The sequence below is a fragment of the Agriterribacter humi genome (assembly GCF_009192765.1).
GTDB lineage: Bacteria > Bacteroidota > Bacteroidia > Chitinophagales > Chitinophagaceae > Agriterribacter > Agriterribacter humi.
This window is the reverse complement of record NZ_VOHQ01000002.1, coordinates 711,165-737,954: the sequence shown is the minus strand read 5'-3', so window position 1 is coordinate 737,954 and position 26,790 is coordinate 711,165. Positions and strand designations below refer to the sequence as shown.

General features: G+C 43.3%; 24 protein-coding genes. 8 read left to right on the top strand and 16 right to left on the bottom strand.

Going from position 1 to position 26,790, the window contains the following annotated elements; translation table 11 throughout:
• Positions 1 to 7: 7 nt before the first annotated feature.
• Complete coding sequence (locus FRX45_RS06160; protein WP_152267500.1) at positions 8 to 1,297, bottom strand: MFS transporter; 1,290 nt, start codon at positions 1,295 to 1,297, stop codon at positions 8 to 10.
• Positions 1,298 to 1,544: 247 nt separating this feature from the next.
• Here FRX45_RS06160 and FRX45_RS06155 point away from each other — a divergent pair, with 247 nt between their 5' ends.
• The gene (locus FRX45_RS06155; protein WP_152267499.1) at positions 1,545 to 2,312 is read left to right on the top strand and encodes a DeoR/GlpR family DNA-binding transcription regulator; all 768 of its coding nucleotides are present in this window, start codon (positions 1,545 to 1,547) and stop codon (positions 2,310 to 2,312) included.
• 57 nt (positions 2,313 to 2,369) lie between these two features.
• Here the strand turns inward: FRX45_RS06155 and FRX45_RS06150 are convergent, their stop codons facing one another.
• Positions 2,370 to 3,545: a DUF1624 domain-containing protein gene (locus FRX45_RS06150; protein WP_152267498.1), complete on the bottom strand. Its 1,176-nt coding sequence runs from the start codon at positions 3,543 to 3,545 to the stop codon at positions 2,370 to 2,372.
• 195 nt (positions 3,546 to 3,740) lie between these two features.
• Between FRX45_RS06150 and FRX45_RS06145 the strand changes: the two genes are divergently transcribed.
• Entirely contained in the window at positions 3,741 to 4,313 is a 573-nt protein-coding gene (locus tag FRX45_RS06145) for a fasciclin domain-containing protein (RefSeq protein WP_152267497.1), read from the top strand.
• 266 nt (positions 4,314 to 4,579) lie between these two features.
• Complete coding sequence (locus FRX45_RS06140) at positions 4,580 to 7,363, top strand: family 78 glycoside hydrolase catalytic domain (protein WP_152267496.1); 2,784 nt, start codon at positions 4,580 to 4,582, stop codon at positions 7,361 to 7,363.
• A 184-nt stretch (positions 7,364 to 7,547) separates the two neighbouring features.
• Here the strand turns inward: FRX45_RS06140 and FRX45_RS06135 are convergent, their stop codons facing one another.
• Both FRX45_RS06135 and FRX45_RS06130 read right to left on the bottom strand, forming a co-directional pair.
• Positions 7,548 to 8,015, bottom strand: coding sequence for a hypothetical protein (locus tag FRX45_RS06135; protein WP_152267495.1), 468 nt, complete (start codon positions 8,013 to 8,015; stop codon positions 7,548 to 7,550).
• 71 nt (positions 8,016 to 8,086) lie between these two features.
• Positions 8,087 to 8,548, bottom strand: coding sequence for a hypothetical protein (locus tag FRX45_RS06130; protein ID WP_152267494.1), 462 nt, complete (start codon positions 8,546 to 8,548; stop codon positions 8,087 to 8,089).
• A 165-nt stretch (positions 8,549 to 8,713) separates the two neighbouring features.
• On the opposite strand from FRX45_RS06130, the gene FRX45_RS06125 reads away from it, so the two are divergent.
• The gene (locus FRX45_RS06125) at positions 8,714 to 9,220 is read left to right on the top strand and encodes a hemerythrin domain-containing protein (RefSeq protein ID WP_152267493.1); all 507 of its coding nucleotides are present in this window, start codon (positions 8,714 to 8,716) and stop codon (positions 9,218 to 9,220) included.
• Between the two features lie 240 nt (positions 9,221 to 9,460).
• Here the strand turns inward: FRX45_RS06125 and FRX45_RS06120 are convergent, their stop codons facing one another.
• Positions 9,461 to 10,687 carry an RNA polymerase sigma factor gene (locus tag FRX45_RS06120; protein WP_152267492.1) on the bottom strand — a complete coding sequence of 409 codons (1,227 nt, stop codon included), beginning with the start codon at positions 10,685 to 10,687 and terminating at the stop codon, positions 9,461 to 9,463.
• A 171-nt stretch (positions 10,688 to 10,858) separates the two neighbouring features.
• Complete coding sequence (locus FRX45_RS06115; protein WP_152267491.1) at positions 10,859 to 11,215, bottom strand: YciI family protein; 357 nt, start codon at positions 11,213 to 11,215, stop codon at positions 10,859 to 10,861.
• A 421-nt stretch (positions 11,216 to 11,636) separates the two neighbouring features.
• Here FRX45_RS06115 and FRX45_RS06110 point away from each other — a divergent pair, with 421 nt between their 5' ends.
• Together FRX45_RS06110 and FRX45_RS06105 are read left to right on the top strand one after the other, a co-directional pair.
• Positions 11,637 to 12,734 carry a vWA domain-containing protein gene (locus FRX45_RS06110; RefSeq protein WP_152267490.1) on the top strand — a complete coding sequence of 366 codons (1,098 nt, stop codon included), beginning with the start codon at positions 11,637 to 11,639 and terminating at the stop codon, positions 12,732 to 12,734.
• Positions 12,735 to 12,800: 66 nt separating this feature from the next.
• Complete coding sequence (locus tag FRX45_RS06105; RefSeq protein WP_152267489.1) at positions 12,801 to 14,333, top strand: sigma 54-interacting transcriptional regulator; 1,533 nt, start codon at positions 12,801 to 12,803, stop codon at positions 14,331 to 14,333.
• Positions 14,334 to 14,566: 233 nt separating this feature from the next.
• Here FRX45_RS06105 and murB read toward each other — a convergent pair whose 3' ends face one another.
• The gene (gene murB / locus FRX45_RS06100) at positions 14,567 to 15,604 is read right to left on the bottom strand and encodes a UDP-N-acetylmuramate dehydrogenase (protein WP_152267488.1); all 1,038 of its coding nucleotides are present in this window, start codon (positions 15,602 to 15,604) and stop codon (positions 14,567 to 14,569) included.
• A 33-nt stretch (positions 15,605 to 15,637) separates the two neighbouring features.
• On the opposite strand from murB, the gene FRX45_RS06095 reads away from it, so the two are divergent.
• A complete protein-coding gene (locus tag FRX45_RS06095) occupies positions 15,638 to 16,309 on the top strand; it encodes an NAD(P)H-binding protein (protein WP_152267487.1) in 672 nt (223 codons plus the stop codon).
• A 36-nt stretch (positions 16,310 to 16,345) separates the two neighbouring features.
• Complete coding sequence (locus tag FRX45_RS06090) at positions 16,346 to 17,344, top strand: Gfo/Idh/MocA family protein (protein WP_152267486.1); 999 nt, start codon at positions 16,346 to 16,348, stop codon at positions 17,342 to 17,344.
• Between the two features lie 62 nt (positions 17,345 to 17,406).
• On the opposite strand, the gene FRX45_RS06085 is transcribed toward FRX45_RS06090, so the two are convergent.
• The 9 genes from FRX45_RS06085 to FRX45_RS06045 all read right to left on the bottom strand — a co-directional run bounded on the left by FRX45_RS06085 (position 17,407) and on the right by FRX45_RS06045 (position 26,766).
• Positions 17,407 to 18,063, bottom strand: a complete 657-nt coding sequence (locus FRX45_RS06085) for a family 16 glycoside hydrolase (RefSeq protein ID WP_226805020.1) — start codon at positions 18,061 to 18,063, stop codon at positions 17,407 to 17,409.
• A gap of 64 nt (positions 18,064 to 18,127) precedes the next feature.
• Entirely contained in the window at positions 18,128 to 19,573 is a 1,446-nt protein-coding gene (locus FRX45_RS06080; RefSeq protein WP_152267485.1) for a Gfo/Idh/MocA family protein, read from the bottom strand.
• A gap of 513 nt (positions 19,574 to 20,086) precedes the next feature.
• Positions 20,087 to 21,070, bottom strand: coding sequence for a LysM peptidoglycan-binding domain-containing protein (locus tag FRX45_RS06075; protein ID WP_152267484.1), 984 nt, complete (start codon positions 21,068 to 21,070; stop codon positions 20,087 to 20,089).
• A gap of 70 nt (positions 21,071 to 21,140) precedes the next feature.
• Positions 21,141 to 22,544 (bottom strand): methyltransferase RsmF C-terminal domain-like protein, encoded by a 1,404-nt coding sequence (locus FRX45_RS06070; RefSeq protein WP_226805018.1) that lies wholly within the window; start codon positions 22,542 to 22,544, stop codon positions 21,141 to 21,143.
• A gap of 51 nt (positions 22,545 to 22,595) precedes the next feature.
• Positions 22,596 to 24,041: an NAD(P)(+) transhydrogenase (Re/Si-specific) subunit beta gene (locus FRX45_RS06065; RefSeq protein ID WP_152267483.1), complete on the bottom strand. Its 1,446-nt coding sequence runs from the start codon at positions 24,039 to 24,041 to the stop codon at positions 22,596 to 22,598.
• A 66-nt stretch (positions 24,042 to 24,107) separates the two neighbouring features.
• Positions 24,108 to 24,452: a four helix bundle protein gene (locus tag FRX45_RS06060; protein WP_193311603.1), complete on the bottom strand. Its 345-nt coding sequence runs from the start codon at positions 24,450 to 24,452 to the stop codon at positions 24,108 to 24,110.
• Positions 24,453 to 24,491: 39 nt separating this feature from the next.
• Positions 24,492 to 24,833 (bottom strand): NAD(P) transhydrogenase subunit alpha, encoded by a 342-nt coding sequence (locus FRX45_RS06055; RefSeq protein WP_152267481.1) that lies wholly within the window; start codon positions 24,831 to 24,833, stop codon positions 24,492 to 24,494.
• Between the two features lie 4 nt (positions 24,834 to 24,837).
• Positions 24,838 to 25,959 (bottom strand): Re/Si-specific NAD(P)(+) transhydrogenase subunit alpha, encoded by a 1,122-nt coding sequence (locus FRX45_RS06050; protein ID WP_152267480.1) that lies wholly within the window; start codon positions 25,957 to 25,959, stop codon positions 24,838 to 24,840.
• Between the two features lie 42 nt (positions 25,960 to 26,001).
• On the bottom strand, positions 26,002 to 26,766 hold the full coding sequence (locus FRX45_RS06045; protein ID WP_226805016.1) for an O-methyltransferase: 765 nt from the start codon (positions 26,764 to 26,766) through the stop codon (positions 26,002 to 26,004).
• Positions 26,767 to 26,790 lie beyond the last annotated feature (24 nt).

Sequence of the window (26,790 nt, the reverse complement as noted above, 5' to 3'; positions counted from 1 at the left end):
TCAATAATCAGAGAACAGGCTTTTCTGATACAACAGGCAAACCTTCATAGGCAGCGTGCCGGGCAGATTTACGGTTATCCGGAAGCGTTATGAATTTGGTTAATACAGCACTGAGCAGGTAAAGGCTTGCCAGAATCCAGATTACGCCCTCATTACCGGCTATGCCTATGAATAAGCCCACAATAGCGGGACCAACAAAAACTGCAAGTCCTGCCCCGAGGTTCAGCACAGCCATTGCCGCGCCTTTGTCTTTATTCACCAAGGAAGGTACAAGAGCCGATAAGGGAACATACCCTGCCAGGCAGGCGCCCCATAAAATCCCGGCAAACATGATCAGCCAGTAATTGCCTGCCGAAAACTGCGGTATATAATACAAGAACAAGGTTGTTAGCGCACAGCCTACACCGCCAAACCACATGATTGTTTTGCGCCAGCCCAGCCTGTCGCCCACAAAACCAAAAATGAGGTTGAAAATAATATTACTGGTAAAGATCGTTCCCCATATATATAACCATTCCGTAGTGGAAAAGCCATGCAATGCCATATAAGTGGGCAAAAAAACCGGGAATGCAAATTGAGCGGTTGTATTGATAATACGAACGATGCCGCCAAGCAACACTTTTGGCTCTTCTTTCATAATGGTAAAGCCCTTCAGCAATTCCTTCATCTTACTTTCGGGAGTAGTGTATCCGGATTCAAATTTTGTTTTATTGAACACCAGGGCAAATAAAGCGCCGATAAGCACCCAGAATACGGAACTCCATAATGCGTTAATATGCCCCAGCTCTTTAATGGCCCAACTGGAATAAAAAGCGCCTAACACATTCAGCCCGCCGGTAAATACAAACCAAAACCAACCCACTGCACGTCCCAGCATTTCTTTGGGTGTAGCGTACGATATCCATACTAAAAAAGAATAGGCGAATAAAGGATAACCAAATCCGCGGAGAGCGTAGGTAAGCAGCATCACGGGAAAATCGAGATTTGCCATTCCATATCCTACGAAACCAATGGTTCCGGCAAGGTACAGCAGCAAACCCATTGCCATCGTTTTTTTAGGCCCATAACTTTCTGCCAGCACTCCCGAAAACCAGGAAGAAATCGCAATCGTAACACCGTAGGCGGTAAATAAAGAAGCGGTTTGGGTAATATTCATTCCCTGTTCAATAAGGTATGGACTCAGCCAGCCCTGTTCCATTCCATCACCCATCATAAATATCAGGATACCGAGGTAACCCCATGTTAACTGGCGGGGTATACCGGCTTTGGCAAAAAGCGAATGGTCATTTGGCTGCATAAAAACAGGTTAATGTAAAACAATCGTTATCTTATCCAATCCAAATATAAGTAAGTAAATTAAACAATTTAAAACAAAATAAAAGTATTTGAAAGTTTACAATTCTAAAACAACCTATCTTACGTGGATGTTATTCTTATGCCGTGAGAACAACATGAAACCATTTGAAAGTTTTTGAAATTACAAAAAATTATCATGAATTTTGGCTGACAGAAAGGACACTACATATTTTTAAAAAATTGTTTACATGAAGACGATGACCGACAGGCACCAGTTCATCCTGAAAAAATTGCAGGAAAAAGGAAAAGTGAGTATCCCCCAGCTTATTGCCCAGATGAAGGTGAGCGGCGTTACCGTGCGAAAAGACCTTAAGCTGCTGGAAGAAAAAAACCTTTTATTCCGCACCCGCGGAGGAGGATCAATGAACAATCCTTATGCCATTGAACGGCCCATTAACGAAAAAGAATTTATCAGGTCGGAAGAAAAGAAAAAAATCGCACGTACTGCTTTGTCGTTGATTGGCCATAATGATTCCATCATCATTGGTTCCGGCACTACTGTATTTGAAGTGGCCCGTTGCCTGCATCCCGAAAAAAGAATTACCGTTATTACACCCGCATTAAAAGTATCGCTGGAATTGTGCAACCGCCCCAATGTGGAAATACTGCAGCTCGGCGGAATCATCCACCAGAGCTCCTCTTCCAGTGCCGGTTCATTCGCCGAAAAAATTCTGGAAGAACTATCCTGTGGCGTTTTATTTCTTGGCGTGGATGGTATTCATCTTGAACATGGACTCTCCATTACCAATTTAACGGAAGCCAGCCTGAACCAGAAAATGATAGGACTTGCACACACCGTTGCAGTGCTGGCCGACAGTACTAAATTTAACCGCAGGGGATTGGGTAAGATCTGCAATCTCGACCAGGTGGACTATATTATCACAGATAAAGAAGTAAGCCCTGAAATGGTTTCCAAAATAGAAAAAGCAGGAGTACATGTTATTATTGCAGCATAACCTTCTGTTATTGCTTCCGCCGGGCAACGAACAATAGCCGGCCACGCTTCATTTACTTTATATATAACTCAACCACCATTGCCTGTGCGCCATTTTATAATTGCTAAACCACCGGCAGGGCAGGTATAAAGCCACCACCACAGCTATCCACACCAGGTATACTACCGGTAAACCATAGCCGAAATTTGAAGGCCGGAACCAAAAAGGAGATCCCTGCACATCAATAATTTCTGCTGTAGTATGTCCTGAAATAAAAAAAGCAATCACCAATAAAATATGCAGCATATAAAAATGCAGTACATAATAAAAGAAAGGCACCCTGCCATAAGCAGAAAGTGAATGAACCCACTGCCTTTTTACATTTTCCAATAGCGCCAATAGCAATATTGAAGGGCCGATCGTCATGGCAATAAACTGTAAGGAAGGCGGATATTTGGTAGTATTCAAAAAAGAAAGCCAGCCATTTTCCGCAGCACTCCATGAACGGGGATCGCCATACCCATTTACCAATCGCAGTATAATAAACAGTCCGGTCAATGATATACCGGTAATAATGAGCAGGCGTTTTCTCCTTGCTGCAGTAAAATCTTTTTGAAACCATTTTCCCATACTAAAGCCCAGGCACATTACACCCGTCCAGGGAAGGATAGTATAGAAAGCGCCTATAAAATGTGTACTGCTCAGCGGAATAACCGCTCCGGGGGAAGTAAATAATATAGTCCATAAATTACCGGCAACACCTCCGTCAGGAAGCGTAGCATAATCCAGTATATTATGCCCGCCCACTATGGCAACGCCTGCTACCAGCACGGCTTTATAAGAAAAGGCTGACAGCAGTCCGAGTAATATCATACTACAACCGATGGCCCAGATAACCTGTAAAATAATAAAGTTGTAAAACGGGTTGAATGTAATTCCGAATGTTACAACAACAATTTCAACAAAAACGAGCCATATCCCTCTTTTGATCAGAAATACACTTGCCTCACTGCGGGTTTTATTACGGGAGGAAAGGTAAGCGGATAAGCCGGATAACAGCACAAATACCGGCGCACAATAATGGGTGATCCACCGGGTAAAATACAATGGAATGGTAGTAGTTGCGGGATCGAGCGGATCGGCAGTTATAGCGGTAATATGAAAAAATTCCCGCGTATGATCCAATGCCATGATGATCATAATGATACCGCGAAGGATGTCTACCGATGCAATTCGGTAACGGTTTGGTTGCATACCGAAAGATAAGGTGTTTGTATATTAAATTCAAAAGCATATCCATTAATCCCACTGATCGGCTGCAAATGACCGATATCTTGCAGAAGTATGACAAACGTCATAACAGCCGCCGTTTTCCTGTTTTATTTTGCAACAGGTTTTAGTAAGCATCAGATATGCGAACCCCCTCACCTACACAACAATAAAACGATTATGAAAAGAAATTACTTGTCTCTGTCAATCTTGCTTCTGGGTGCAATTTTATGGCTGGCATGCAACGAAACGGCTAACAGTACAACTGAAGCTACCAGTGCAACTACAGGTTCTGCCGCCCCGCTAAGTGGTCAGTCCGGCGTACAGGACGATGAATCCCAAAAAGACGTGGTAAAAATAGCGGCAGGCAGTGCCGATCACACCACTCTTGTAAAAGCGCTGCAAACGGCGGAATACGTAGATGCGCTTTCCAATGCAGGACCTTTTACCGTGTTTGCCCCAACCAATGCTGCTTTCGACAAATTACCTGCGGGCACTTTAACCGATTTACTGAAACCTGAAAAAAAAGATGATCTCCGCAACATCCTGGAATATCATGTATATATCGGCGTGCTGAGACCCGAAATGCTTACCGACGCGCAAAGTTTTGGGCAAGCCAACGGAAATAATATCAGCATTACGGTGAAAGACGGAAAAACCATGGTGAACGGAGCAAATATCATAACCTCCATTCCCGCGTCGAACGGCATTATACATGTTATAGACGCGGTATTGCTTCCGCCGGCGAAATAAAAGACGCACTATACTTATGCAAAGGGTGACCGTTCCTGCACGGAAGGCGCCCTTTTGATGGAAATGCATAGGGCAACAAAATTACAGGGTGTATTCCAAACTGTCACCGGTTGGTGGAGACACCAACCGGGGCGTCCGTAGTGGGCGGTGTTCCCACTGCCCGCATGAAGCAAAGCAGTGCGACAATTTGGAATGCACCCCAAATGATATCGTAGGTAAAGTACAACGGTATAAGTATTACCTTAGCCTCAACCATCGTATTGGATATGTCTATAAAACTTATTCTCCTGTCTTTTCTTTTCAGCGCTTTTTCTGCTGTTTCCGCACAAAACAAATCCAGCATTTATCCTGTAGCGCTTACCTGTGAATATCTTGATCATCCCGGCGGACTGGATATAAAACAACCCCGTTTCAGTTGGAAGCTCGCTCCGGCAGACGCTTCGGCTTTTGCTCAAAAACAAACGGCTTATCGTATACTGGTCAGGTCCGCAAAAGATCAGCTTAACAAAAACAAAGCAGTTATATGGAATAGCGGCTGGGTACTGTCCGGCGAATCACAACTTATTCCTTACAAAGGCAAAACACTTCTGTCTGATAAAGATTATTACTGGACAGTAAGCGTAAAAGACGAAAAGGGAATGGTATCGTCATTGGGCGAAACCGCGCATTTCAGCACCGGTTTGTTTGATCAAAAAGAATGGACAGCAAAATGGATCGGCACAAATGAAGTGTATGATCCATATAAGGGCAGCAATAAAATACCCGATCCGTGGATGAGGAAATCATTTGATTTGAAAACAAAGCCCGAAAGAGCCGTGCTGTATGTGGCATCCGTAGGATACCATGAAGTGTACATCAACGGTAAAAAAATAGACGCCCATGTTTTGGCGCCTGCCGTAACAGACCACACCCAACGCGCCCGGTATATCGCTTATGATATAACCGGTGCCCTGCAACCTGGAAAAAATGTTATTGGCTTATGGCTGGGCACTTCCTGGTCTATATATGCACCTTATGCTACACCCGATAAGCCCAGGACCCCTATAGTTATAGCCCAGACTGATATTATTGGAAAGCATAATCAGCGAATAGCCAGAATTATTACCAACGAAACATGGAAAACACATTCAAGCCCAGGCCAGCTCATCGGGAACTGGGGCTTTGGTGTGGGCGGATATGGAGGTGAGATCTGGGACGCCAATAAAGATATCCCTGGCTGGAATACGACAGACTATAATGACGAGGCATGGAAAAATGTGAATGTATATGCTCCGAAGCTGGAACTTTCGGCCCAGCAGGTTGAAACCAATGCATTGTTTGATGAGATACAGCCGGTTTCTATTGAACACCGTAGCAACGGAACGTACCGGGCAGATATGGGTGTAAACTTTGCCGGATGGATACAGGTTCATGTGAAAGGCAATCCGGGAGATACTGTCCGGCTGCTTTTTTCCGAACGGCAACAGGATGATATGACCTACGGACTGCATAACCTGTATATTATCGGACCAACCGGTGAGGGCACTTTTAAAAACAGGTTTAACTATAACTCCGGAAGATGGATGACGATACAGGGTGTAAAGCAGGCTCCGCAGAAAGCCGATATTAAAGGATGGATGGTGCGCACGGATTTCAAATCCACAACCTCTTTTGAATGCTCAGATCCTTTGCAAAACTGGATTTACAATACGGTAAAATGGACATTCGAAAATTTATCTCTCGGCGGTTATATAGTGGATTGTCCGCAACGTGAACGATTTGGCTACGGGGGTGATGCACATGCTACTTCTGAAACAGGATTGCTCAATTACAGGCTGGGTGCATTTTATACCAAATGGTTACAGGACTGGCGGGATGTGCAGGGCACAGAACCAATGGTTGGAAACATGAACGATACAACATGGGCACATAAACAGGCTGGAAGCGGACGGCGCCTGGGCGGCGGGATCTTACCCCAAACCGCACCCACCTATCATGGCGGAGGCGGCCCGGCATGGGGTGGAATTGTGGTTACACTGCCCTGGTTCCTTTATGAATACCTTGGCGACAAACGGGCCGTAGAAGAAAACTTTGATATGATCAAAGGCTGGCTGGGTTTCTTAGATACCCATGTAAAAAACAATATGCTAAAGCGTTACGGAGGAAGATGGGATTTTTTAGGTGACTGGCTTTGGCCGCACGCTACCACACAGGGTATGAACAATTATTCTGATGAAAACCTTTTTTTCAATAACTGTTATTGGATTTACAACCTGAAAACAGGCGCAAAGCTTGCCCGGGTCATAGGCAGGAATGAAGAGGCTGCACAATGGGAGAAACAGGCAAAACTGGCAAGCGAAGCTGTCCACCATACCTGGTACCATGCTAACGATCACAACTATGCTGACAATAGCATGAGAAGCCTTGCTGCCGCATTGTATGGAGATATTATGCCTGCCGGATTGCGTCCTTTGGTCATGAAACGATTAGAAAAAGAAATCCTGGTCAACCAGAAAGGGCACATTGACGCAGGAATAACCGGGGGAACTATGTTGTTTAAAGTGCTTCGGGAAGAAGGACGCGATGATCTCCTCTATTCCATGACTTCCCAAACAACGTACCCCGGTTGGGGCTTTATGCGTGAAAATGGCGCTACTACCATGTGGGAGATGTGGGAAAAAGATCTTCCCGGCCACTCCCTGCTGCATAGCTCTTATCTTTATCCCGGAGCATGGTATATTGACGGAGTAGCCGGGATCAGGAAGGATGATGCTTTCCCGGGCTTCAGGAAATTCAGCCTGCGTGTTCCTCAGCTCACCGGGGAGCAGTTAACATGGGCAAAAGCGGAGTTTGATTCCCCTTCCGGGAATATCAAAGCCCACTGGAAGCGCGAAAACAATAAGCTGGTATACGAGGTTACGATCCCCCCGAATTGTTCGGCAACCATTTATTTTCCTGATGAGGATGGAAAAACGGTTCAGGTAAATTCATCTTACGCAAAAAAAACAGGGATCAGCGACGGGTATGTTGTATTTGAAGCGCCGGCAGGAACTTACCGGTTTGAGAATTAAGACTGAGCGAAAATGCTTTTTTGTATACCGCTATACAAAGTCTCCGGACTTTGTATGCCCTATGTTCTCCGCGGACTCCGTCCCTCAAAACATAAACAATAATAAACCATAACTGCCAGGGGGTCAGAAAACGAGATTGATTAATAACGCAAAACATTTGTCGTTGCTCTGCGGTCATAGAAAGTCACCTAATAAAAATTTTCATGGTCGGGAGAAAAAGAAATGTTGGGATATCATACACCAGTTTTGAATTGGATCGTAATTGATCGTACCTGAGACAATATATCGTATCAACTCCTATATTGCTTTCTCTGTTTTGAGGATAACAAATAACCGGATGTGCAGGGGTATCAGGAGTAGCGGGAACCAACAACTGATTTAGTTGTATCTTCTTGCCGGAAACTATTTCAAAATCAAAAACAACTTCCTTCTTTTGAGTGATATGTTTGTTGAGTGAAGCAATTGTTTCCTTCTTTTCAAGTCGTATCAATCTATTCTCAAATTTTTTTATTCGTTTGTCTTCAGAATTGCATGTCAGGTTTACGCGTTGGGGTCTTAAAGTACTATTTTGAATAAAGTAGCGCCCACAGCCAGTTAAAACCAATTCCGGAAGAATAAGCCAAAGCAAGAAGTAAAAATTATTTCTATTCATAGAAAAGTTCAAAATAAAAATTTAAAACCGTTTTGCAGGAAAAAGCCAGGTGTTACACCATGGTCATACAATTACCTGATAAATATTTTTTTTTCACCACGTACTAACGAAAACGGAGCCCGATCGAAATTGGTATTTGATGCTAATTGATCAAATCTGAGACAAGATATCGTATCAGGTCCATATCTACTTTTTGAAGGATAACATATTGATGCATACGATGATGTATCGAAATAAGTGGAAGATAATAATCTATTTAGCGGTAGTTTATTTTTTGGAGGTAACTTGAAATCAAAATACACCTGGTCCATTCCTTTATTATATTTATGAAGTTCTACAATTCTTCCCGCGTTTTCCGCTGCTATTAATCTTGATTCATTTTTTTTCGTGTGATCATTGTTCTGGTTATAAATAATTCTCACTTGTTGCAATTTAGAACCATCATTTTGGATAGAATAAATCGTACAACCCTGGATAGAAATAATAAAAAAGAAGAAGATAAGTATTTTATCAATGAAATATTTATTACTCATGATAAAGAATTTTACAAATAAACTCAAAGTCATATAAACGGAAAAGGATTGGGATAATTTATTTTTTCTTAAACCAGATTGCTTGTATCGCCGAACTGATGCATAGACAGCCCCTAATGAAAATGGTTTTTTGTACCTTTAAAAATATCGTATTATTGAAAATCCATGAACAGGCAGCTATATCGTTTTTTCACAAAAGACCATCGCCGGATCGAGGAATTATTAGAACTGGCAACCAAAAACCCCGATGAAATTCAAATGGAATATTATCAGGGGTTCCGCGCGGGGTTGCTCACACATATCAAAATGGAAGAGAAAATTCTTTTTCCGGCGGCGCAGAAAGCAAATGGAGGCGTTCCGTTACCCATTGCTGCGAAACTGCGTCTGGAGCATGGCGCATTAACCGCTTTAATGGTACCTCCGCCCACTCCGTCGCTGATCAAAGTGCTGCGGCATGTTTTAGACAAGCATGATATTGCAGAAGAAGAGCCTGGCGGCATGTACGATGTATGTTCAGCACTCACCCAAAATCAAACCACGGAACTTCTAGAACAGCTTGCCCATGTTTCAGAAGTGCCTGTGCACCCTCATCATCCGGCAGCTTTTGCGCTGGAAGCAGCCAAACGGGCGCTTACACGGGCCGGCTACGATTTTGACACCGTAGCTCAATAAATTAAAGCTGTGCAAACGCTGCTATACGATGTCTCAGACCCCGCCCGCTATACAAGGTCTCCGGACTTTGTATGCACTATGTTCTCCCGGGACTCTGTCCCGCAAAATATTGAACATGCGGTCTCGCGCTCCCTTGTCGCGTACCGACCGCATCCGGAAATCGCGCTCCGCTGTACCCTGTGCTGCTGTGTGAAGTTCTCTGCTGCGCGAAGCCTCCTGCCGGGACAAACTTTTTAAACGTCAAAGATCATTCATTTTCTTTTCAATAGTTTGCCTGTCCGTTTCCGTTCGGGCTAATGCACAAGCTTTTTGAAAATTTATTTTTGCTTTGCCCTTATCCGTATCCTTATACAATTCACCCAGCAATGTATAGTAAAAATGGTTGTTTGTCAATTGCAGTTTTTCAGCTTCCGCAATGGCTTCCTGCTTTCCATAGACTTTTGAAAATGCGAAAGTCCTGTTAAGCGCTGCAACAGGCGAATATTCCATTTGCAATAACCGGTTGTATAATTGCAAAATATTTTCCCATTTTTCCTTTGTGTCTGCTTTGCGGGTCTGCCACCACGCAATGCCTGCTTCCATATGATATTTCGAAACGGTATTTCCGGTGGAAGCCCGGTGAAGATAATATGCGCCTTTTGCTATCAATTCATTATTCCAGAGCGTTTCATCCTGGTCGTGATATAAAACGATCTCACCATTGTTATTTTTTCTTGCGGCAAACCGCGAAGCATGAAAGCACATTAAGGAAAGCAATGCATTTACATGTGGCAGATCGGTGGATTCATTTTCAACAAGCAGGTACATTAACCGCATGGCTTCCAAACACAGATCTTCCCGCAAAACACTGTCATGACTTTCTGAATAATATCCTTCATTAAACAACAGGTACAGGGTAGTTAGCACCGTTTCCAGCCTTTTGCCAATTTCCGGCTCCCCGGGGTATTCAATCTGCACATTTTCCAAACGCAGTTTTTCTTTAGCCCTGAATAAACGCTTGCTGATCGTTTCTTTATTTACCAGGAATGCATTGGCAATTTCCTCAATGCCAAAACCGCAAAGAATGCGCAGTGATAAACCAATTTGCGCTTCGGCAGCAATGGATGGGTGGCAAACAGCGAATAACATTTGCAGCAGGCTGTCTTTAATATTCTGATCCGACAGATCAATTTTCATTTCTTCAAACCCTGCTGTAGCATTGCTTACTTCCGGAAGAACCTTTTCTGAAAAAATATGGTTGCGCTTCATGTAATTCTTAGCTTTATTTTTGGCTACATTATACAGCCATGCCTGGGGGTTTTTGGGTACACCTTTATAAGGCCAGGTTTTCAGCGCGGCTATAAACGTATCGCCTGCAATGTCTTCCGCAACCGCTATGTGCTCAAAGCCAAACACTTTGGTGAGTACAGCCGTTATTTTGCTAAACTCCGTTCTGAATAAATGCGGTATCAATGCGCCATGATTCATACATAAAAATAGCCCGGTTATATTACACGGGCTTTACAAGCCTAAAAGCTGTTTAAAAACGATTGCTATCACTTATTTTCAAATAAACGATGCCGCAGATTCGCAGATGAAACCTTCGAATCTGCGGCAAAAAATCAAATACAGTATTTGAAAAATAGTTTTACGAGGGTACTAATGAATACCATCGGCTTTTGCAATTTTGCGTACTTCTACCGTATTTCCTTCCCCCTGCAGTACCGGGCTTCCCTTTGCAAATTCCACAGCTTCTTCAACAGAATCGGCCTTTACAATAATATATCCTCCAATCGTTTCCTTGATATCGCCAAATGGACCGTTGGTAACGATATTATTGTGCCGTACCACCCGGCTGTCTTCAAAAGACAAACCATTTCCCTGGCTCACCAATTTGTTTTGAGCCGCAATGCCGCCCATCCAATCCATCGTTTGTTTCATCCAAACCTGTATTTGTTCGGGTGAAGCGAGCTTTTTACCGTCTTCGTGTCTGAAAATTAAAATGAATTCTTCCATTTTGTTTGTGTTTTAATTGTTACTGAATATTTGCACTACAATTCAATAACAAATGAACTGCAGTAAACAGGACATTGCCGGAAAAAATTCTGTTGCCCATCATCTGCACAGGGGTAATTATTACAGCCGGTAAGTTGGGATGATAAACCCATCATCGTTCATAATAAATATACATATATATCAACAAGACTTCATTCACGGCGCATATTCATATTTTGAAATAATGAATGCAACCCGTTCCGCCAACGCCAGCCTTCATATAGCCGGAAATACTTTTGTCCCGCGAATGTCTTAAATTGCAGGCAAATGCATGGGGTGAAATAAGTTTGTACCGCTTCAAAACAATGTTACTACGCAACCCGCTTCCTGCTTCCGGTTTTACCTCATGCAATGCGCTTGTTTAAAAAAAGAAGGAGTTGATATGTTAGGGTTTCATTTTTCATTATATGATCCGCGGCAAAACGGCAAAAGCCGGTTTGAGCAATTGCTCGACCTGTTCATGCAGTTGCTTACCTATACCAGCGGCGACGCGGGCGAAGCGCTGAACTGGCTTACGCAATTGGACAAGCAATACCAGTTGACCGATGACGAATACGGTATGGGTGATTTTATTGACGACTTAAGAGATAAAGGGTATATTGACGAGAACAGGGAGAACGGGTCTTTCAGCATTACACCCAAAACCGAAAAAGGCATACGCAAAAAAAGCTTAGAAGAGATTTTTGGCAAGCTCAAAAAAACAAAAAAAGGCAATCATCAAACCTTTAAACCCGGCCAGGGCGATGAGATCAATCCCGAAACCCGGCCCTTCCAGTTTGGCGATATGCTGGAGCAGATTGATTTTGTGAGCTCTATCCGCAATGCGCAGATCAATCACGGCATAGACCAGTTGCAACTGGGGGAAGACGACCTGGAGATCAGGGAAACGGATTTTAAATCGCAGACCTCCACGGTACTGATGATAGATATTTCGCATTCCATGATCCTGTACGGGGAGGACCGCATTACGCCTGCCAAAAAAGTGGCCATGGCGCTCAGCGAGCTCATCACTACCAAATATCCGAAAGACACATTGGATATTGTAGTATTTGGCAATGATGCCTGGCCCATTGAAATTAAGGATATTCCTTACCTGCAGGTAGGGCCGTATCATACCAATACGGTAGCAGGACTGGAACTGGCAATGGATATTTTACGGCGGCGGAAAAATCCCAATAAGCAGATATTCATGATCACCGACGGGAAACCAACCTGTCTTAAATCGGGCAAACGGTATTATAAAAACAGTTTCGGATTAGACCGCAAAATCATTAACCGCTGTATTAATCTTGCAGCGCAATGCAAAAAAATAAAAATACCCATTACTACTTTTATGATCGCCACCGATCCACACCTGCAGCGCTTTGTAACGGAATTCACAGAAACCAATAATGGCAAAGCATTTTTTGCGGCATTGGATAACCTGGGCGCATTTGTATTCAGGGATTTTGAAAACGGGAAACAAAAAACCGTGTATTAAACCAGTGGAACGGCCATTGCTCCCAGCAGACAATTCAACCAGTTCTATTTAAACAGTATTAAAAAGATGAGTAAAACCATATTACCGGCAACAGTAGGCGAATTAAGAAAATCGGGGTATAAAAGCAAAGGAATCAAAGATGAGATGAGAAATAATCTTATCCTGAAATTACAGCAGGGAGATCCCACCTTCCCTGGTATTGTTGGATATGAAGAAAGTGTAATACCCGATACAGAAAGAGCCATCTTGTCGCGCCACAATATTTTATTCCTCGGCCTTCGCGGGCAGGCAAAAACACGCATGGCACGCCAGATGATTGAACTGTTAGATGAATACATTCCGGTTATTGCAGGCAGTGAAACCAATGATGACCCGCTGCATCCGCTTTCGCGGCATGCACAGGAACTGATCGCCGAAAAAGGAGATGCTACCCCTGTTGCATGGTTACATCGTAGCGAGCGTTATGGTGAAAAACTGGCCACCCCTGATGTAAGCGTTGCCGACCTGATAGGCGATATAGACCCGATAAAAGCCGCCAACCTGAAACTGGCTTTCGCCGATGAAAGAGTGATTCATTACGGCATTATTCCAAGAAGCAACAGGGGTATTTTTGTTATTAATGAACTGCCCGATCTGCAGGCAAGAATACAGGTTGCTTTATTTAATATCCTGCAGGAAGGCGATATCCAGATACGCGGATTTAAACTGCGGCTTCCCCTCGATATACTATTTGTATTTACAGCTAACCCCGAGGACTACACGAACCGTGGCTCAATTGTTACACCATTAAAAGACCGTATTGAAAGTCAGATATTAACGCATTATCCAAAAAATATCGAAGACTCGCTTACCATTACCGAGCAGGAAGCGGATATATTAGAAGCCCAAACAGAAAAAGTAAAGATCAGCGACCTGGTAAAGCGGCTTATTGAACAGGTAGCCTTTGAAGCAAGGGCAAGTGAAATGGTAGACCAGAAAAGTGGCGTATCTGCACGTTTGCCCATTGCCGCTTACGAAAACGCGGTAAGTGCAGCCGAAAGAAGAGCGATCATTAACAAAGAAAAAGAAACACAGGTATGGATTTCCGATCTAACAGGCATTATACCTTCTGTTACAGGAAAAGTAGAACTGGTGTATGAAGGAGAACAGGAAGGTCCTTACCAGGTAGCATTTAATTTATTGGGCAAAGCCATCCGCACACAATTTGTACAGTATTTTCCTAATCCTGATGCATTAAAGAAAAGAAAGGGGCAGCAAAAGGAAACGGACAATCCTTACCGTCCCATTATCAACTGGTTCGACAAGGGGAATACATTGGATATATTATTCAATGTGAAGGATAAAGAAAAAATTCAACTTTTATATAAAGTAGATGGATTGTATGGATTAGTGAAAAAAACTTTTCCGCATGCCAATGAAAAAGAAACGGCGCTGCTTATGGAGCTGATCCTGCATGGCTTATCATCGTACTCGCTGATCAGTAAAAAAGTATTAGATGGTAAAATTGAATTTAAAGACCTGATGGGTTCCATGCTCAATATGGGCAAGGAAGCTTCGTCTTTTGAAGATGAAGACGGGTTTGAGCAGGAAGGGTATTGAGATACAAGTTGCAGGGTACAAGTTTCAAGGTGAAGGGCATAAGCTATAGGGTAAAGCGCGCAGTACGAGTTGCAAGGTACAAGTTACAAGGTGTGCCGCTGCAATCTCTTCCCTATAACCTAAAACTTGCAACCTGAAACCTGCAACCTGAAACCTGCAACCTGAAACCTGCAACCTGAAACCTGTAACCTGAAACTTGCAACCTGAGACCTGAAACCTCATACCTGATACCTTCACACTATATTCACTTCCCTTTCCAGCAACACCCCAAATTTTTTGTGAACGCTGTGCAAAATATCTTCACTCAGATCATATATTTCTTTACCTGTAGCGCTGCCGTAATTCACCAATACCAGCGCCTGGTTGGCGTGCACGCCTGCATCTCCCCGGCGAAAGCCTTTCCAGCCACATTGTTCTATCAGCCAGCCTGCCGCCAGTTTTACCAAATCCTTACCCGGAACGGCCGATGTGACATATTGTTTGGCAGGATAATGCGGAATACCGGGATATGTTTTCAGTAAAGCATCCAATTGCTTTTTGGGTATTTCGGGATTTTTAAAAAAGCTACCTGCATTACCAATTACCGAAGGATCGGGCAATTTGGAAGAGCGGATATTGATCACCGCCTGCGAGATAGATTGTATGCTTAGTTTCTTTACACCCATCTTTTCCAGTTCCTGCTGAATTGCGCCGTACGAAGTATGAAATACAGGATGTTTGCGTAAACGGAAAGAAACGTTTAGAATAACAAACTGGTCTTTATATTTCCTCTTGAATATGCTTTCCCTGTAGCCAAATGCACAATCGCCGGCCGTAAAATTGTACACTTTTCTTTCGTGAATGTGAAACGCAGTAAGACTATTAAACACTTCCTGCAATTCCACCCCGTATGCTCCTATATTTTGCATAGGAGCGGCACCTGCATTGCCGGGGATTAAAGATAAATTCTCCAGCCCTGCCCATTGGCGCTGTATACAGTACTGTACAAACCTGTGCCAGTTTTCTCCCGCGCCTGCGCGTACATACACATAATTATCATCTTCCTTAATTTCCTCAACGCCCACGATATCGTTCTTTAATACCAATCCTTTTACATCCTTTGTAAAAAGAATATTACTGCCTCCCCCGAGAATGTATTTTTTCAATTTGTGGTTTTCTTCAATCAATGCCGCCAGCTCATCAACATTTGTAAACCGGGAGAAATAACGTGCCCGCACATCTATTCCAAAAGTGTTATATTGCCTGAGCGAAATGTTTTCCTGAATTTGCATACAATATCTGTTCACTGCAAAATAACAAAAAACATGCAAGCAAAAACAGCAGTACTTCTTGGCGCAACAGGTTTAATTGGCAATCATTTGTTGCAATTGCTGTTGCAGGATGATCATTACAGTATAATAAGAACACTGGTTAGAAAGCCTTTGCCTGTTATACACCCAAAGCTTGAAGTGCAGCTTACTGACTTTAACGATCTGCATGATTTTAACGCAGCTATGGGCTCAGGAGATGATATTTTTTGTTGTATAGGCACTACCATAAAAAAGGTAAACGGAGATAAAGCATTATACCATCAGATAGATGTGGATATACCCGTGCATGCAGCGCAGTTTGGAATTGACAAAGGTTTTTCGCAATACCTTGTGGTATCTGCTATCGGGGCAAATGCGAAAGCTTCTAATTTCTATCTCCGGCTAAAAGGGAACATGGAAGATTCCATTCATGCACTTCCCTATCCCGCTATACACATTTTCCGGCCTTCTCTTTTGCTGGGAAACAGGGAAGAAGTGAGAAAAGGAGAAAGAATAACACAGTCTGTAATGCCTGCCTTATCCTTTTTACTTGCAGGATCTCTTAAAAAATACAGGGCCATTGATGCCGCTGAAGTAGCCAAAGCCATGCTTGCCGCCGCTCAATCGGGCAAAGCAGGAGTTAATATATACGAGTATACACAAATTAAAATGCTTTCTGCGCAGTAACAATGCCTGCAAAATCTTTAAAAATATTGTATTGGTATGAATAAAAAAATCCGATGGGGCATATTAGGCGCCGGACGTATAGCGCAAAAATTTGCATCCGATCTGAAGCTTGTTGAAGACGCTGAACTTTTTGCCATTGCCTCCCGTGGCAAAGCCAGCACTGAAATATTTGCCGGCTTATATCCTGCAGCGCTGCAATATGATAATTATAAGGCTTTGGTACAAAATCCTGAGGTAGATGTAATATATATAGCCACACCACACGGGCTGCATTATGAACATACAATGCTGTGTGTGCAGCATGGCAAAGCAGTGCTGTGCGAAAAAGCATTTGCTTTAAATGCGCGCCAGGCAAAAGAAATGATAGCTGCGGCCCAAACACAACAAGTATTTTTAATGGAAGCATTATGGTCGAAATTTATTCCTTCGTGGCAAAAAATGATGGAGATGACCGGGGCGGGGAAATTGGGAGAAATAAAAAACGTGCTCATTAACTTTGGTTTTATTCCCCTGGAGCCTGTTGCAGACCGGCTATTTAACCCTGCGCTGGGTGGTGGCACCCTGCTGGATATTGGCATATACAACGTTTTCTATGCATTATCAGTTTTGGGCAAACCCGATCATATTGAAGCGCGTATGACGCCTGCTTATACGGGCGTGGATGAGCAGTGCGCTATTTTATTTCGTTATAACAACGGCGCTATGGCGCAGCTTTTTTCTTCTTATTCCACGCACCTGGCCACAGAAGCCGATATTAGCGGCAGTAAAGGCCGGGTAAGGCTTACGCATCGCTTTTATACGCCGGATACTACTATTGAATTTTACCCCGGAAGAGCGGATGCCAAAACCGTTGTTCCCGTGCAGCCGACAGAAGGATTTGGCTATCATTATGAAGCAAGGCATGTGGGTGAATGCTTACGCAAAGGCCTAACCGAAAGCCCGGTAATGACGCACGCCGATACCCTGCTGCTGATGGAAACCATGGATGAGATAAGGGAAAAAGCGGGAATCAGGTACCCGGCTGATGAGATCTAGCGCAGGGTTTCCAACCTTTGCAATCCTGCAGTAAAGGGAGGCATCTTTCTATAGTGCCTCAACTAAGGCAACGGCTTCACCATTATATCTTTATAATATACCACACTGTTAGGGTCATGCGCCTGAAATGCAAATGTACCATTTGATATAAGACGGCCGGGATGTCCTTCGGGAGCAACAGCATTTTCGGGTTCTGTCCAGTCAATAACAGTTTGCCCATTGATTTGAGTAATTACATGCTTGCCTTCTACCGTAATGGACAGTTCAAACCATTCATTGTCTTTCACAAATGTTGCCGCCGTATCTTTAATATCGTACAGTCCCGCAGTTCTTTTCCAGTCTCTGTGCGAATTGTTTACCTGTACTTCAAAACCATCATCAGGGAAGCCTTTCTGCTGGAATCTGGTATGAAAATAAACACCCGAATTCGAATTGGGAGTCGTCATTACCTGCATTCTGATCTCAAAATTTTTGAAGTCATGATTGTTCACCGGTCCGTCGTAATACAGATGCGAACGTTTTCCTGCAACCTTTATAGCTCCATTTTCAATACTGAACGAAGGTCCTTCGCTTTCTTTCCAGCCGTCCATTGATTTACCATCAAAGAGACTGATCCATTGCCCGCTATGGCTACCCTTGCTACTGTCTTTTATTTTATTCTGGCTGCTGCAGGCGGCAAGCATCAGCACTGCCGCAAGAAAGAAAATATTTTTTTTCACGATCTAACTTTAAATGAATGGTAATGAAAAGACCGCAAAAAAGGTTTTTGCGGTCTCTCACATATTAAAAATCCAGTGTCCATCCCTGGCGGTATTCGCGTTTCACGAAACGGTTCACTTCTTCCAGATTGGTGACACGCATGTTTTTATAATCCCACAGCAATTTCATACTGGCACCGGGATAATCATTGCCTCTTCCATTAGCTCTTGGCTTGGGAGCATCAGCCGCCCTTATACCGAGATTTGCCATTAATATAGCTTCTGTAAGCGGTCCTGCCTTTTTAAATGGAGAGCTTAGCTCCATATTGCCATAGCCGGCTATACAACCTTCTACCCATTGCGCATAATGCCCGTCTGCGCTCCCCGGAACACGTTTTATTGTTTGCGGTACTTTTACTTCGTTATTCCTTGTAAGGGGTAACAATCGCGGATTGGCTGCATACTCGCTCGCCATCATTTTACCTTTGGTGCCTATAAACAGAATACCGCTGTTGCCATCACCAAACACTTCATTGGCGCCCAGCTCTTCCGGACGTTCAGGCTTTATGCCTCCATCCATCCAGTGCATTATCACCTCTCCTTTTGTTTTATTTGTTTTGGGGAAGGTGAGTGTTGCATGGCTTGATGGCGGAAAACTGTCGGGGAAATAACCACGTTTGCCAAAAGCGGTAAATACACTGGTTACGGATGCCTGAACATCCAGCGCATATTGCAGGCCAAGTATCCTGAACGGCGCTTCCATCAGGTGGCAGCCAAGATCTCCCAGCGCGCCGGTGCCATAATCCCACCAGCCACGCCAACTGCCCGGTATCAGTCCGTCTACATAATCCTTTTGCGGTGCGGTACCCAGCCACAAATTCCAGTCCAGTTCCTTAGGAACGGGCGGTTTTTCCGAAGGCCAGGGAATACCTTGCGGCCATATTGGCCTGTTAGTGAATATGTATACAGTATGCACATCGCCGATTATTCCCGCATCAAACCATTCCTGCATCTGACGTACACCATCACCCGAAGATCCCTGGTTACCCATCTGGGTTACCACTTTAAATTTATCGGCAGCTTCAGTAAGCATTCGCGCCTCATAAATATCATGTGTGAGTGGCTTTTGCACATACACGTGCTTTTTTCTGCGCATGGCGGCCATTGCTACTACAGCGTGGGTGTGATCGGGTGTAGACACCGAAACGGCATCAAATGATTTGGCTTCTTTATCAAGCATTTCCCTCCAGTCTTTATAATACTTAGCCTTAGGAAACCTTTTCCTTGATTCTTCAGCCATACGATCATCCACATCGCATAAAAAACCTATTTCAGCTTTCCCGCTTTTATAAAAATTAGCGAGATCGGAGCGGCCCTTGCCTCCTGCTCCCACGCCGGCAACAATTAATTTATCACTCGGCGCCGTAACACCTTTACCCAGAACATTGCGTGGGACGATCATAAAACCTGCAGCGCCCAAAGCTGTATTTTTAATAAAGCTCCGGCGGGATCTGTTTTTCTTTTCTGTCATACATACGATTTTTAAGCAATCAAATTATTATATTATCCTTATATATTTCAATAAATTTTCCAGGTGATGGTCTGCTTAACTTCCATAATTACATTTGTTCGCCATTTTATGAAAGCTTCCCTTTTTATATTTTTTGGCATTGTTGCTTAATATCGTGTATAAGGTGAGATGTTCTTTCTTAAGCCAGATTTTCAGAAATACCCTATACAGTTTCTTCAGCCATCAAGGTTTTTCAATAAATATCACTGCCATGTTTTTCTGAACAGCCCGGTTTCTTACTTTAGCCTGCTTTGAAGCGGCGTTAAGTTGCCGTACCGGTCACTGAATACGTGAAGAGAGAGATAATGGTTACCCGCATACCTGAACATGCTGGTTTTTTTTGAAGAATACAGAAAGGTCCCTGCTAAAACGAATACGGTTACTACTGCTGCCGGCATTACCGTTCCGGAAAATTCCACAATTAAGTTCAAATATTTTTTGCTGTAAATATGGTCATGGACCATTAAGGTTGCATCAACGTCCTCCTTTTGCATAAGCTACTTCAGCAGCAAATTTGGGCTCTTTATCGCTGAGCTTAAGCTCTGCAGCCGCGGCATTGCTGATACGTACAAGCAACCCTTCGTTTTCACGGCCCGGAGGAAGCTCTCCCAACACCTTAGCAAATATGATACGGCTGTTGTTGGTATTGGTGATACGCACAATGGTGCCCGGCGTAATGTTATTCATTAAAGCATAATATTTGGCGTCCTGCCAGCCGCTCGTACTCTTAAAAACGGCCGCTACACCCATCTCACTTTTAAAAGCATTAAAACTTCCCGCCTGCTCACGATAACTGCCTTTAAAAAAACCCGTTCCTTCTGCATTGCTGTCAAGTACTGTATTTTGAGCTGTTTCAACCGTTTTTACTGCTGGTTCTTCAACCGGCTTTGTGGTAACCACAGGATTGTTTTCTGTTTTAGTAACCACTGGCGCAGTTGAAGCAGGCGCATGCGCTATGCTCCCAATTTTTTTCATGCCATTCGCTGCCAGGGCCGATTGACTGGTTTTAACCCTGAGAAAACCAACAACTAATTTTTGTCCGTTGCTGATGGTTTCGGAGGTAAGATTATTCCATGTTTTGAGATCGCTTACACTGGCCTTATTAAAATTCTGTCCTATGCGGTATAGTCCTTCCTTCTGCGAAACCAGGTGGTATAAAGGAACAAAGACCTCATCACCTGCCGCAGTGCCATGCTGTGCAAAATTGCTGGTCTCTAATGGTATTTTAAGCTCCTGGTTAATCTCCAGTCCACTGTTCAGGGACATATTATTAAATGGGGCAATTTCCTTTGGGCTGATATTATATAAGCGACCAATGCTATAAAGATTTTCTTTAGGCGCAACGGTGTGGCTGAGGAATAATTTACCGCCTTCTGATTGGATAATAAGATCAGAGGACTGCGCAGCAAGAGCAAGTGTAATACCAAATGAGAACAATATGATAACCAGTTTTTTCATCAGATATTATTTATTTTCAGCACATACGAAAATAAGTAAAAAATGCATACTGTATAATATAACGTGAAAATCAATGCTTTAATATGCGAAAATGCTGAGGATAATAATTATTCACCCGGTTAACCAATACTTTAGCCCAGCCCAGATTATAATTCATAAATCTTACGATGTTCCAGCCCCTCTCAGCGTTGTCAGCCGGAATATCTTTTTTCCGCAAATAATCCAACGCTATTTCTTTCTGTACGTCTATTGCTTCCAGGTTCGAAGTAATAATGGTGCTGAGCGCCAGATCATGGGCGGGAATCAGTTCACCTCTTATTACCTTACCTGCTTTAATACCCATTTTTTTTACATATAATACTGCAAAAAGCATAGCAAGACCTTCCATATCATTCTTTTTCAGAATAGTGACTTCTTCGTTAGCATGCACATATTCAAATTGCTCCGGCTCAGTTAAAAAGGGAACGATTGTCTTCCGTTCCTGGTCTGAGGCCATTGCAAATTTTTTAGGCTTCGGCATACCTGCATCAGCAATCTCTTTCTTCCGGATACCAGCGATAAAAAAACCTTCTCCTTTTATTTTATCAGGATAAAAACGATACCCATACATACCCCGCGCCGCTGATTCGGTTTCTACAATACCAAAACTGTCTTCCGGTTTCACGCGTATAGATCCTACATTGTACTTTTCGCCTATCCAGTCTAAAATATTTTCGTTTTCTTCAACAGAGTACGAACAGGTAGCGTATATGAGAATGCCATCTTCTTTTAATGCCGGCCATACATCTTCAATAATACGTTGCTGCCGTTTGCTGCAATGGTTTACATTTTGTAAGGACCACTCTCTTATTGCATCGGGATCTTTTCTGAACATACCACTTCCACTGCAAGGTGCATCAATTACAATCATATCGAAACACCCCTGCAAAGGTTTAAAATCCGCTGCATCATTGCTCGTTACCACTATATTTTCTTTACCCCATTTAACAGCATTTTCTGTTAAAATACCCGATCGTGTTTTGATCACTTCATTGGATACTATTAAACCTTCTGGAAATAATGCCGAAAGATGCGTTGTTTTACCCCCGGGGGCGGCGCACAAATCAAGCACTTTGTAATGGGCTGCAGCATGGCCGGGATATACCGTTTTAATCATTTGCTCAAGGAACATGGAGGAAGCTTCCTGCACATAATAACACCCTGCATGAAAGAGAGGATCAAGGGTAAAGGAAGGTCGCTCTGAAAGGTAAAAACCAGTAGAACACCAGGGAACGGGAGAAGACAGTGGTAAGTGGTAAGTAGTAAGTGGTGAGGATGCTTGCCCCCATTTATACGGGTTAAGGCGCACAGAAGTAAGCTGCCCGGTTAATGCATGCACCTGTTCAAAAGCTTCCTGCGAAAAGCCCTTAACATTTTGCAAACTGTGTATCAATGCTGCAGGAAGAGACAAATAATAATTGAGTTTAGGTTGCAAATATATTGCGGTTCAGGTATTGGATTTCTTTGCCGAAAATGTTTAACACTGTTATAATGCTTTTAACTCCCCGATTAAATCCTGTAATACTTTCTTTGCATCACCAAATAACATGGAAGTTTTTGGCCGAAAGAAAAGATTATTCTCAATACCTGCATACCCGGGTTTCATGCTTCGCTTGTTTACGATAACAGCTTTGGCTAATTCTACGTCCAATATAGGCATACCATAGATGGGAGAAGTGGGATCTGTTTTAGCAGCCGGGTTTACCACATCATTGGCGCCCAACACCAATACTACATCAGTAGCAGGAAATGCTTCATTCGCCTGTTCCATTTCCTGCAGCTTATCATAACTCACATCTGCTTCTGCCAGCAGCACATTCATATGCCCGGGCATACGACCCGCAACAGGATGTATGGCATAGGTAACTTCCACGCCTTTCGCTTCGAGTATCTTTTCCAGCTCATGACAGGTGTGCTGTGCCTGGGCTACAGCCAGTCCATACCCGGGAACAATAATTATTTTATGGGCATAATTCATTATCATTGCCGCATCACTTAGTGAGATCTCTTTGTAGTTTCCCTGTTCTTTTTTTCCTCCTCCTGTGCTTTTATCAGTGGCCCCAAACGAACCGATCAGCACATTCATGAGGGAACGATTCATGGCTTTGCACATTAAAATGGTAAGCAATGTACCTGCTGCGCCAACTAATATTCCACCCGTAAGCATTGCTTTATTGTTGTATAAAAAGCCCCCGCAGGCAGCGGCCACCCCGGTAAAAGAATTGAGCAAAGAAATAACAACAGGCATATCCGCCCCGCCAATAGGCATCACAAAAAAAACGCCGTACAGCAGGGATAGCCCAAGTATGATATAAAACAACGACACCCCGCCCGCAGGAAGCCAGCCGGTAAGATATACCGCCAGCAAAAAAATGATTAAGAGCAAAGCGATATTAAAAAGGTGCTGTCCTTTAAAAACAAAATCCCTGATTTTTCCGTTGAGCTTGGCCCATGCTACCATACTACCGGCAAAGGATATGCTGCCAATAACAAGTCCTGCCACAATGATGAGCAGGTGCTGTTTTAGCCCATCCCGGAAAGTAGTATCAATAGCTGTTAATCCCGAAACAGACTGCAGGTTATGAACAAGGTGACCAAATTCAACGATAGCTATTAAAGCTGCGCAGGCGCCTCCCATGCCATTAAAAAGACTGACCATTTCAGGCATGGCAGTCATTTTTACTTTCCTTGCGGCAACCGTGCCTGCTATGGCTCCAATTAACAACCCTCCAAATATCCAGGCATAATTATGCAGCGCATTTCCATCTTCATCTTTATACAAAAAAACGGTTCCGGCAATAGCGGCAGCCATCCCGGCAGCAGCGATCAGGTTCCCCCGCCGCGCCCTTGCAGGATGAGACAGCATCTTTAAACCAATAATGAAGGTTATGGAGGCGAGGAGATAGATCAGTATAAGCAAGTTTGATCCCATAATGTTTAAATCCGAAATTGTTAAATCCGAAAATCGAAAAATACAGCCCAGCTATTTCAAGTTGTGTTACTCTCGGTTTTCGCCGCTAACTTTTTTAATATCGCGCCAAAAAATTTTTTCCAATTCAAATGATTCCTGCAACAATGATACCCTTATACTTTCGTATTCGTTATTCCCATAGGTTAAGATATGCTTCAACCAAAGCTGCGATTCTTTTGATTCCTTCCTGCAGACTTTAATTCTGAATTTTAAATCCTTTTCTCCCAGGTTCTCATTTGCCTCAATATAATTGGCGGCAACAGAACCGCCCGAACGAATTAATTGAACGATATACTCCCTGTTAATAATATCCAGCTTCTGTTTTAAACAAAAATCCCGGATATTTAATGAGAAGCTTTCGGTGCGTTCCAATAGGTCATATTTTCTGGTCCCAGGCAAAATATGTTTTCTTTATTTCGGATTTCGAATTTCTTTTTTCGGGCTTTTTCTCTTTCCACCAAACATTTCCAGCATCCGGTCTGTTACCACAAACCCGCCTACCACATTCAATGTGCCCAATATTACTGCAAGAAAACCCAGCGCCAGTGCGGGATAATTATCTTTCGCCGCCTGGCCCATTACAATAATGGCTCCAATGATCACCACACCATGAATGGCATTGGCGCCACTCATCAGCGGTGTATGCAATACGGCAGGCACATGACCGATAACTTCAATACCTACAAATACCATCAGGGTAACGATATAGATCATTTGCTGATGCTGTGAGATAAAAGAGAGTATGGCTTCCATGGTTTTAAGTTAGGTTTTTGATCCTTTCATTCACAATTTCCCCATTGTATACAATGCAGGTTCCTTTCACAAGATCATCATCGAAATTAAATGTTAATTTCCCTTCTGTATCAATAAGAAGAGAAAGAAAGTTCAGGATATTTTTACCGTACATTTTACTGGCGTCAAAAGGCATGGATGAGGGCAACCCCGAATCACCAATAATGCTTACCCCATTGTATCTGATCTTTTCCATGTTTTTTGTAAAGGGTGTATTGCCGCCGGTTGCTGCAGCTATATCAATAATCACCGAACCGGTGCGCATCGCTTTCAGCATATCCTCCGTAATGAGCAGTGGCGCCTGTTTGCCCGGTATCTGGGCCGTAGTGATCACAATATCCGCTTTGGCAATATGCTCAGCAATTTTTTGCTGCTGCTTTAGCTTGTATTCATCCGACTGATCTACCGCGTATCCCCCGGCTTTACTGGCATCGGCAACGCCTTCCACTTCAATAAATTTAGCGCCAAGACTCATCACTTCTTCCTTTACAGCCGCACGGGTATCGAATACTTCTACAACAGCGCCCAGTCTTTTTGCCGTAGCAATGGCCTGCAAACCCGCCACGCCTGCACCTAATATTAATACCTTTGCGGGCGGAATGCTTCCGGCAGCCGTCATAAACATGGGGAAGTATCTTCCATAATGGTTAGCGGCGCTTAATACCGCTTTGTATCCTGCAATATTGGCCTGGCTGCTTAATACATCCATGCTTTGCGCACGGGAGGTGCGTGGCAGCATATCCATACTAAAAACAGTAACACCTGCATTTGCATACTGCTGCATTAACGCACGGTTATACAGGGGTTGCAAAACACCCAATACTACGGTTCCTTTTTTTAACTTATTTATTTCCTGCATTTCAATACCATGCATGGAAAGAAGAATATCGCATTGAGAAAGCAGTTCCTCTCTTGAAAACGATGAAGCTCCTTTGGCATGGTAAGCAGTAGTATCGGCAAAAGCCGCTGCACCTGCTTCATTCTCCACCCACACCTCCACTTTCTTTTTTATCAAAGCCTCGGCCTGCTCGGGCAAAAGGGAAACCCTGTTTTCTCCGATAGGTTCTTTTAATATGCCTGCGATCATGAAATGAATTTAAAGATTTTCAGGGAATAAAGAACTTATAATCTAAAACCGGATGCTAAAATTTTGCTTTATCTTAATATCTGGTGTAAAAAAAACAATACCAATAAAAAACAGGTCAATACTGCAGGTAACAGAAGGATGCGATTGTATGACCCGCCATGCTTCTTCCATTTCTGCGCTCCAGTGTATATCATCAAAAACAAATATGGAAGCTGGTTGCACATAAGGCAATAGCCAGCTAAAATAATTGAGTGTGGGTTCTTTCCGGTGATTGCCATCCACAAAAGCAAAATCAACCTGCTGCATTTTTTGTAAAGCCGGTTGCAGTGTGTTGTCAAAATTTCCTGTTACCAGGTGAATATTGCGAAGATTAAGATGTGCGAATTGTTGTTTTGCTAACGCTGCAATGGTTTCGGCGCCTTCAAATGTAAGCACTTCCGATGCCGGATTTGCTGCAGCAAGATAAGCTGTAGTGATGCCAAATGAGGTTCCTAATTCTACGATAGTATGGGGCTGATAATAATGAACCATCCTGAACAGCAACCGGGCATATTTGGATGATTTTAATGACCACCTTGCAATATCTTTTATAGTCCTTTTACGGGATGTCATAACCGAAGATCCTGCTCCATAATCCTGCACTTCAATTTGCGTATTGTTGATGAGCAAATGCTCACGCAAACGCTCTACCTGGTCATACGCGTAAAAAAAACGCTTATCGTTTAGTACATGCGTAATAAAATTAAAAACCAGGGGCGAATGTACTCCATGCCCATTACCATTAGCGGCAGTGAGATAGTAATGCATGTATTTTAAAGCCAACTGAAATGT

Excerpts from the sequence above, each read along its gene's own strand:
- FRX45_RS06160 (WP_152267500.1), bottom strand. The coding sequence starts at position 1,297 with ATGCAGCCAAATGACCATTCGCTTTTTGCCAAAGCCGGTATACCCCGC.
- FRX45_RS06155 (WP_152267499.1), top strand. The coding sequence starts at position 1,545 with ATGAAGACGATGACCGACAGGCACCAGTTCATCCTGAAAAAATTGCAG.
- FRX45_RS06150 (WP_152267498.1), bottom strand. The coding sequence starts at position 3,545 with ATGCAACCAAACCGTTACCGAATTGCATCGGTAGACATCCTTCGCGGT.
- FRX45_RS06145 (WP_152267497.1), top strand. The coding sequence starts at position 3,741 with ATGAAAAGAAATTACTTGTCTCTGTCAATCTTGCTTCTGGGTGCAATT.
- FRX45_RS06140 (WP_152267496.1), top strand. The coding sequence starts at position 4,580 with ATGTCTATAAAACTTATTCTCCTGTCTTTTCTTTTCAGCGCTTTTTCT.
- FRX45_RS06135 (WP_152267495.1), bottom strand. The coding sequence starts at position 8,015 with ATGAATAGAAATAATTTTTACTTCTTGCTTTGGCTTATTCTTCCGGAA.
- FRX45_RS06130 (WP_152267494.1), bottom strand. The coding sequence starts at position 8,548 with ATGAGTAATAAATATTTCATTGATAAAATACTTATCTTCTTCTTTTTT.
- FRX45_RS06125 (WP_152267493.1), top strand. The coding sequence starts at position 8,714 with ATGAACAGGCAGCTATATCGTTTTTTCACAAAAGACCATCGCCGGATC.
- FRX45_RS06120 (WP_152267492.1), bottom strand. The coding sequence starts at position 10,687 with ATGAATCATGGCGCATTGATACCGCATTTATTCAGAACGGAGTTTAGC.
- FRX45_RS06115 (WP_152267491.1), bottom strand. The coding sequence starts at position 11,215 with ATGGAAGAATTCATTTTAATTTTCAGACACGAAGACGGTAAAAAGCTC.
- FRX45_RS06110 (WP_152267490.1), top strand. The coding sequence starts at position 11,637 with ATGTTAGGGTTTCATTTTTCATTATATGATCCGCGGCAAAACGGCAAA.
- FRX45_RS06105 (WP_152267489.1), top strand. The coding sequence starts at position 12,801 with ATGAGTAAAACCATATTACCGGCAACAGTAGGCGAATTAAGAAAATCG.
- murB (WP_152267488.1), bottom strand. The coding sequence starts at position 15,604 with ATGCAAATTCAGGAAAACATTTCGCTCAGGCAATATAACACTTTTGGA.
- FRX45_RS06095 (WP_152267487.1), top strand. The coding sequence starts at position 15,638 with ATGCAAGCAAAAACAGCAGTACTTCTTGGCGCAACAGGTTTAATTGGC.
- FRX45_RS06090 (WP_152267486.1), top strand. The coding sequence starts at position 16,346 with ATGAATAAAAAAATCCGATGGGGCATATTAGGCGCCGGACGTATAGCG.
- FRX45_RS06080 (WP_152267485.1), bottom strand. The coding sequence starts at position 19,573 with ATGACAGAAAAGAAAAACAGATCCCGCCGGAGCTTTATTAAAAATACA.
- FRX45_RS06075 (WP_152267484.1), bottom strand. The coding sequence starts at position 21,070 with ATGAAAAAACTGGTTATCATATTGTTCTCATTTGGTATTACACTTGCT.
- FRX45_RS06065 (WP_152267483.1), bottom strand. The coding sequence starts at position 24,041 with ATGGGATCAAACTTGCTTATACTGATCTATCTCCTCGCCTCCATAACC.
- FRX45_RS06055 (WP_152267481.1), bottom strand. The coding sequence starts at position 24,833 with ATGGAAGCCATACTCTCTTTTATCTCACAGCATCAGCAAATGATCTAT.
- FRX45_RS06050 (WP_152267480.1), bottom strand. The coding sequence starts at position 25,959 with ATGATCGCAGGCATATTAAAAGAACCTATCGGAGAAAACAGGGTTTCC.
- FRX45_RS06045 (WP_226805016.1), bottom strand. The coding sequence starts at position 26,766 with ATGCATTACTATCTCACTGCCGCTAATGGTAATGGGCATGGAGTACAT.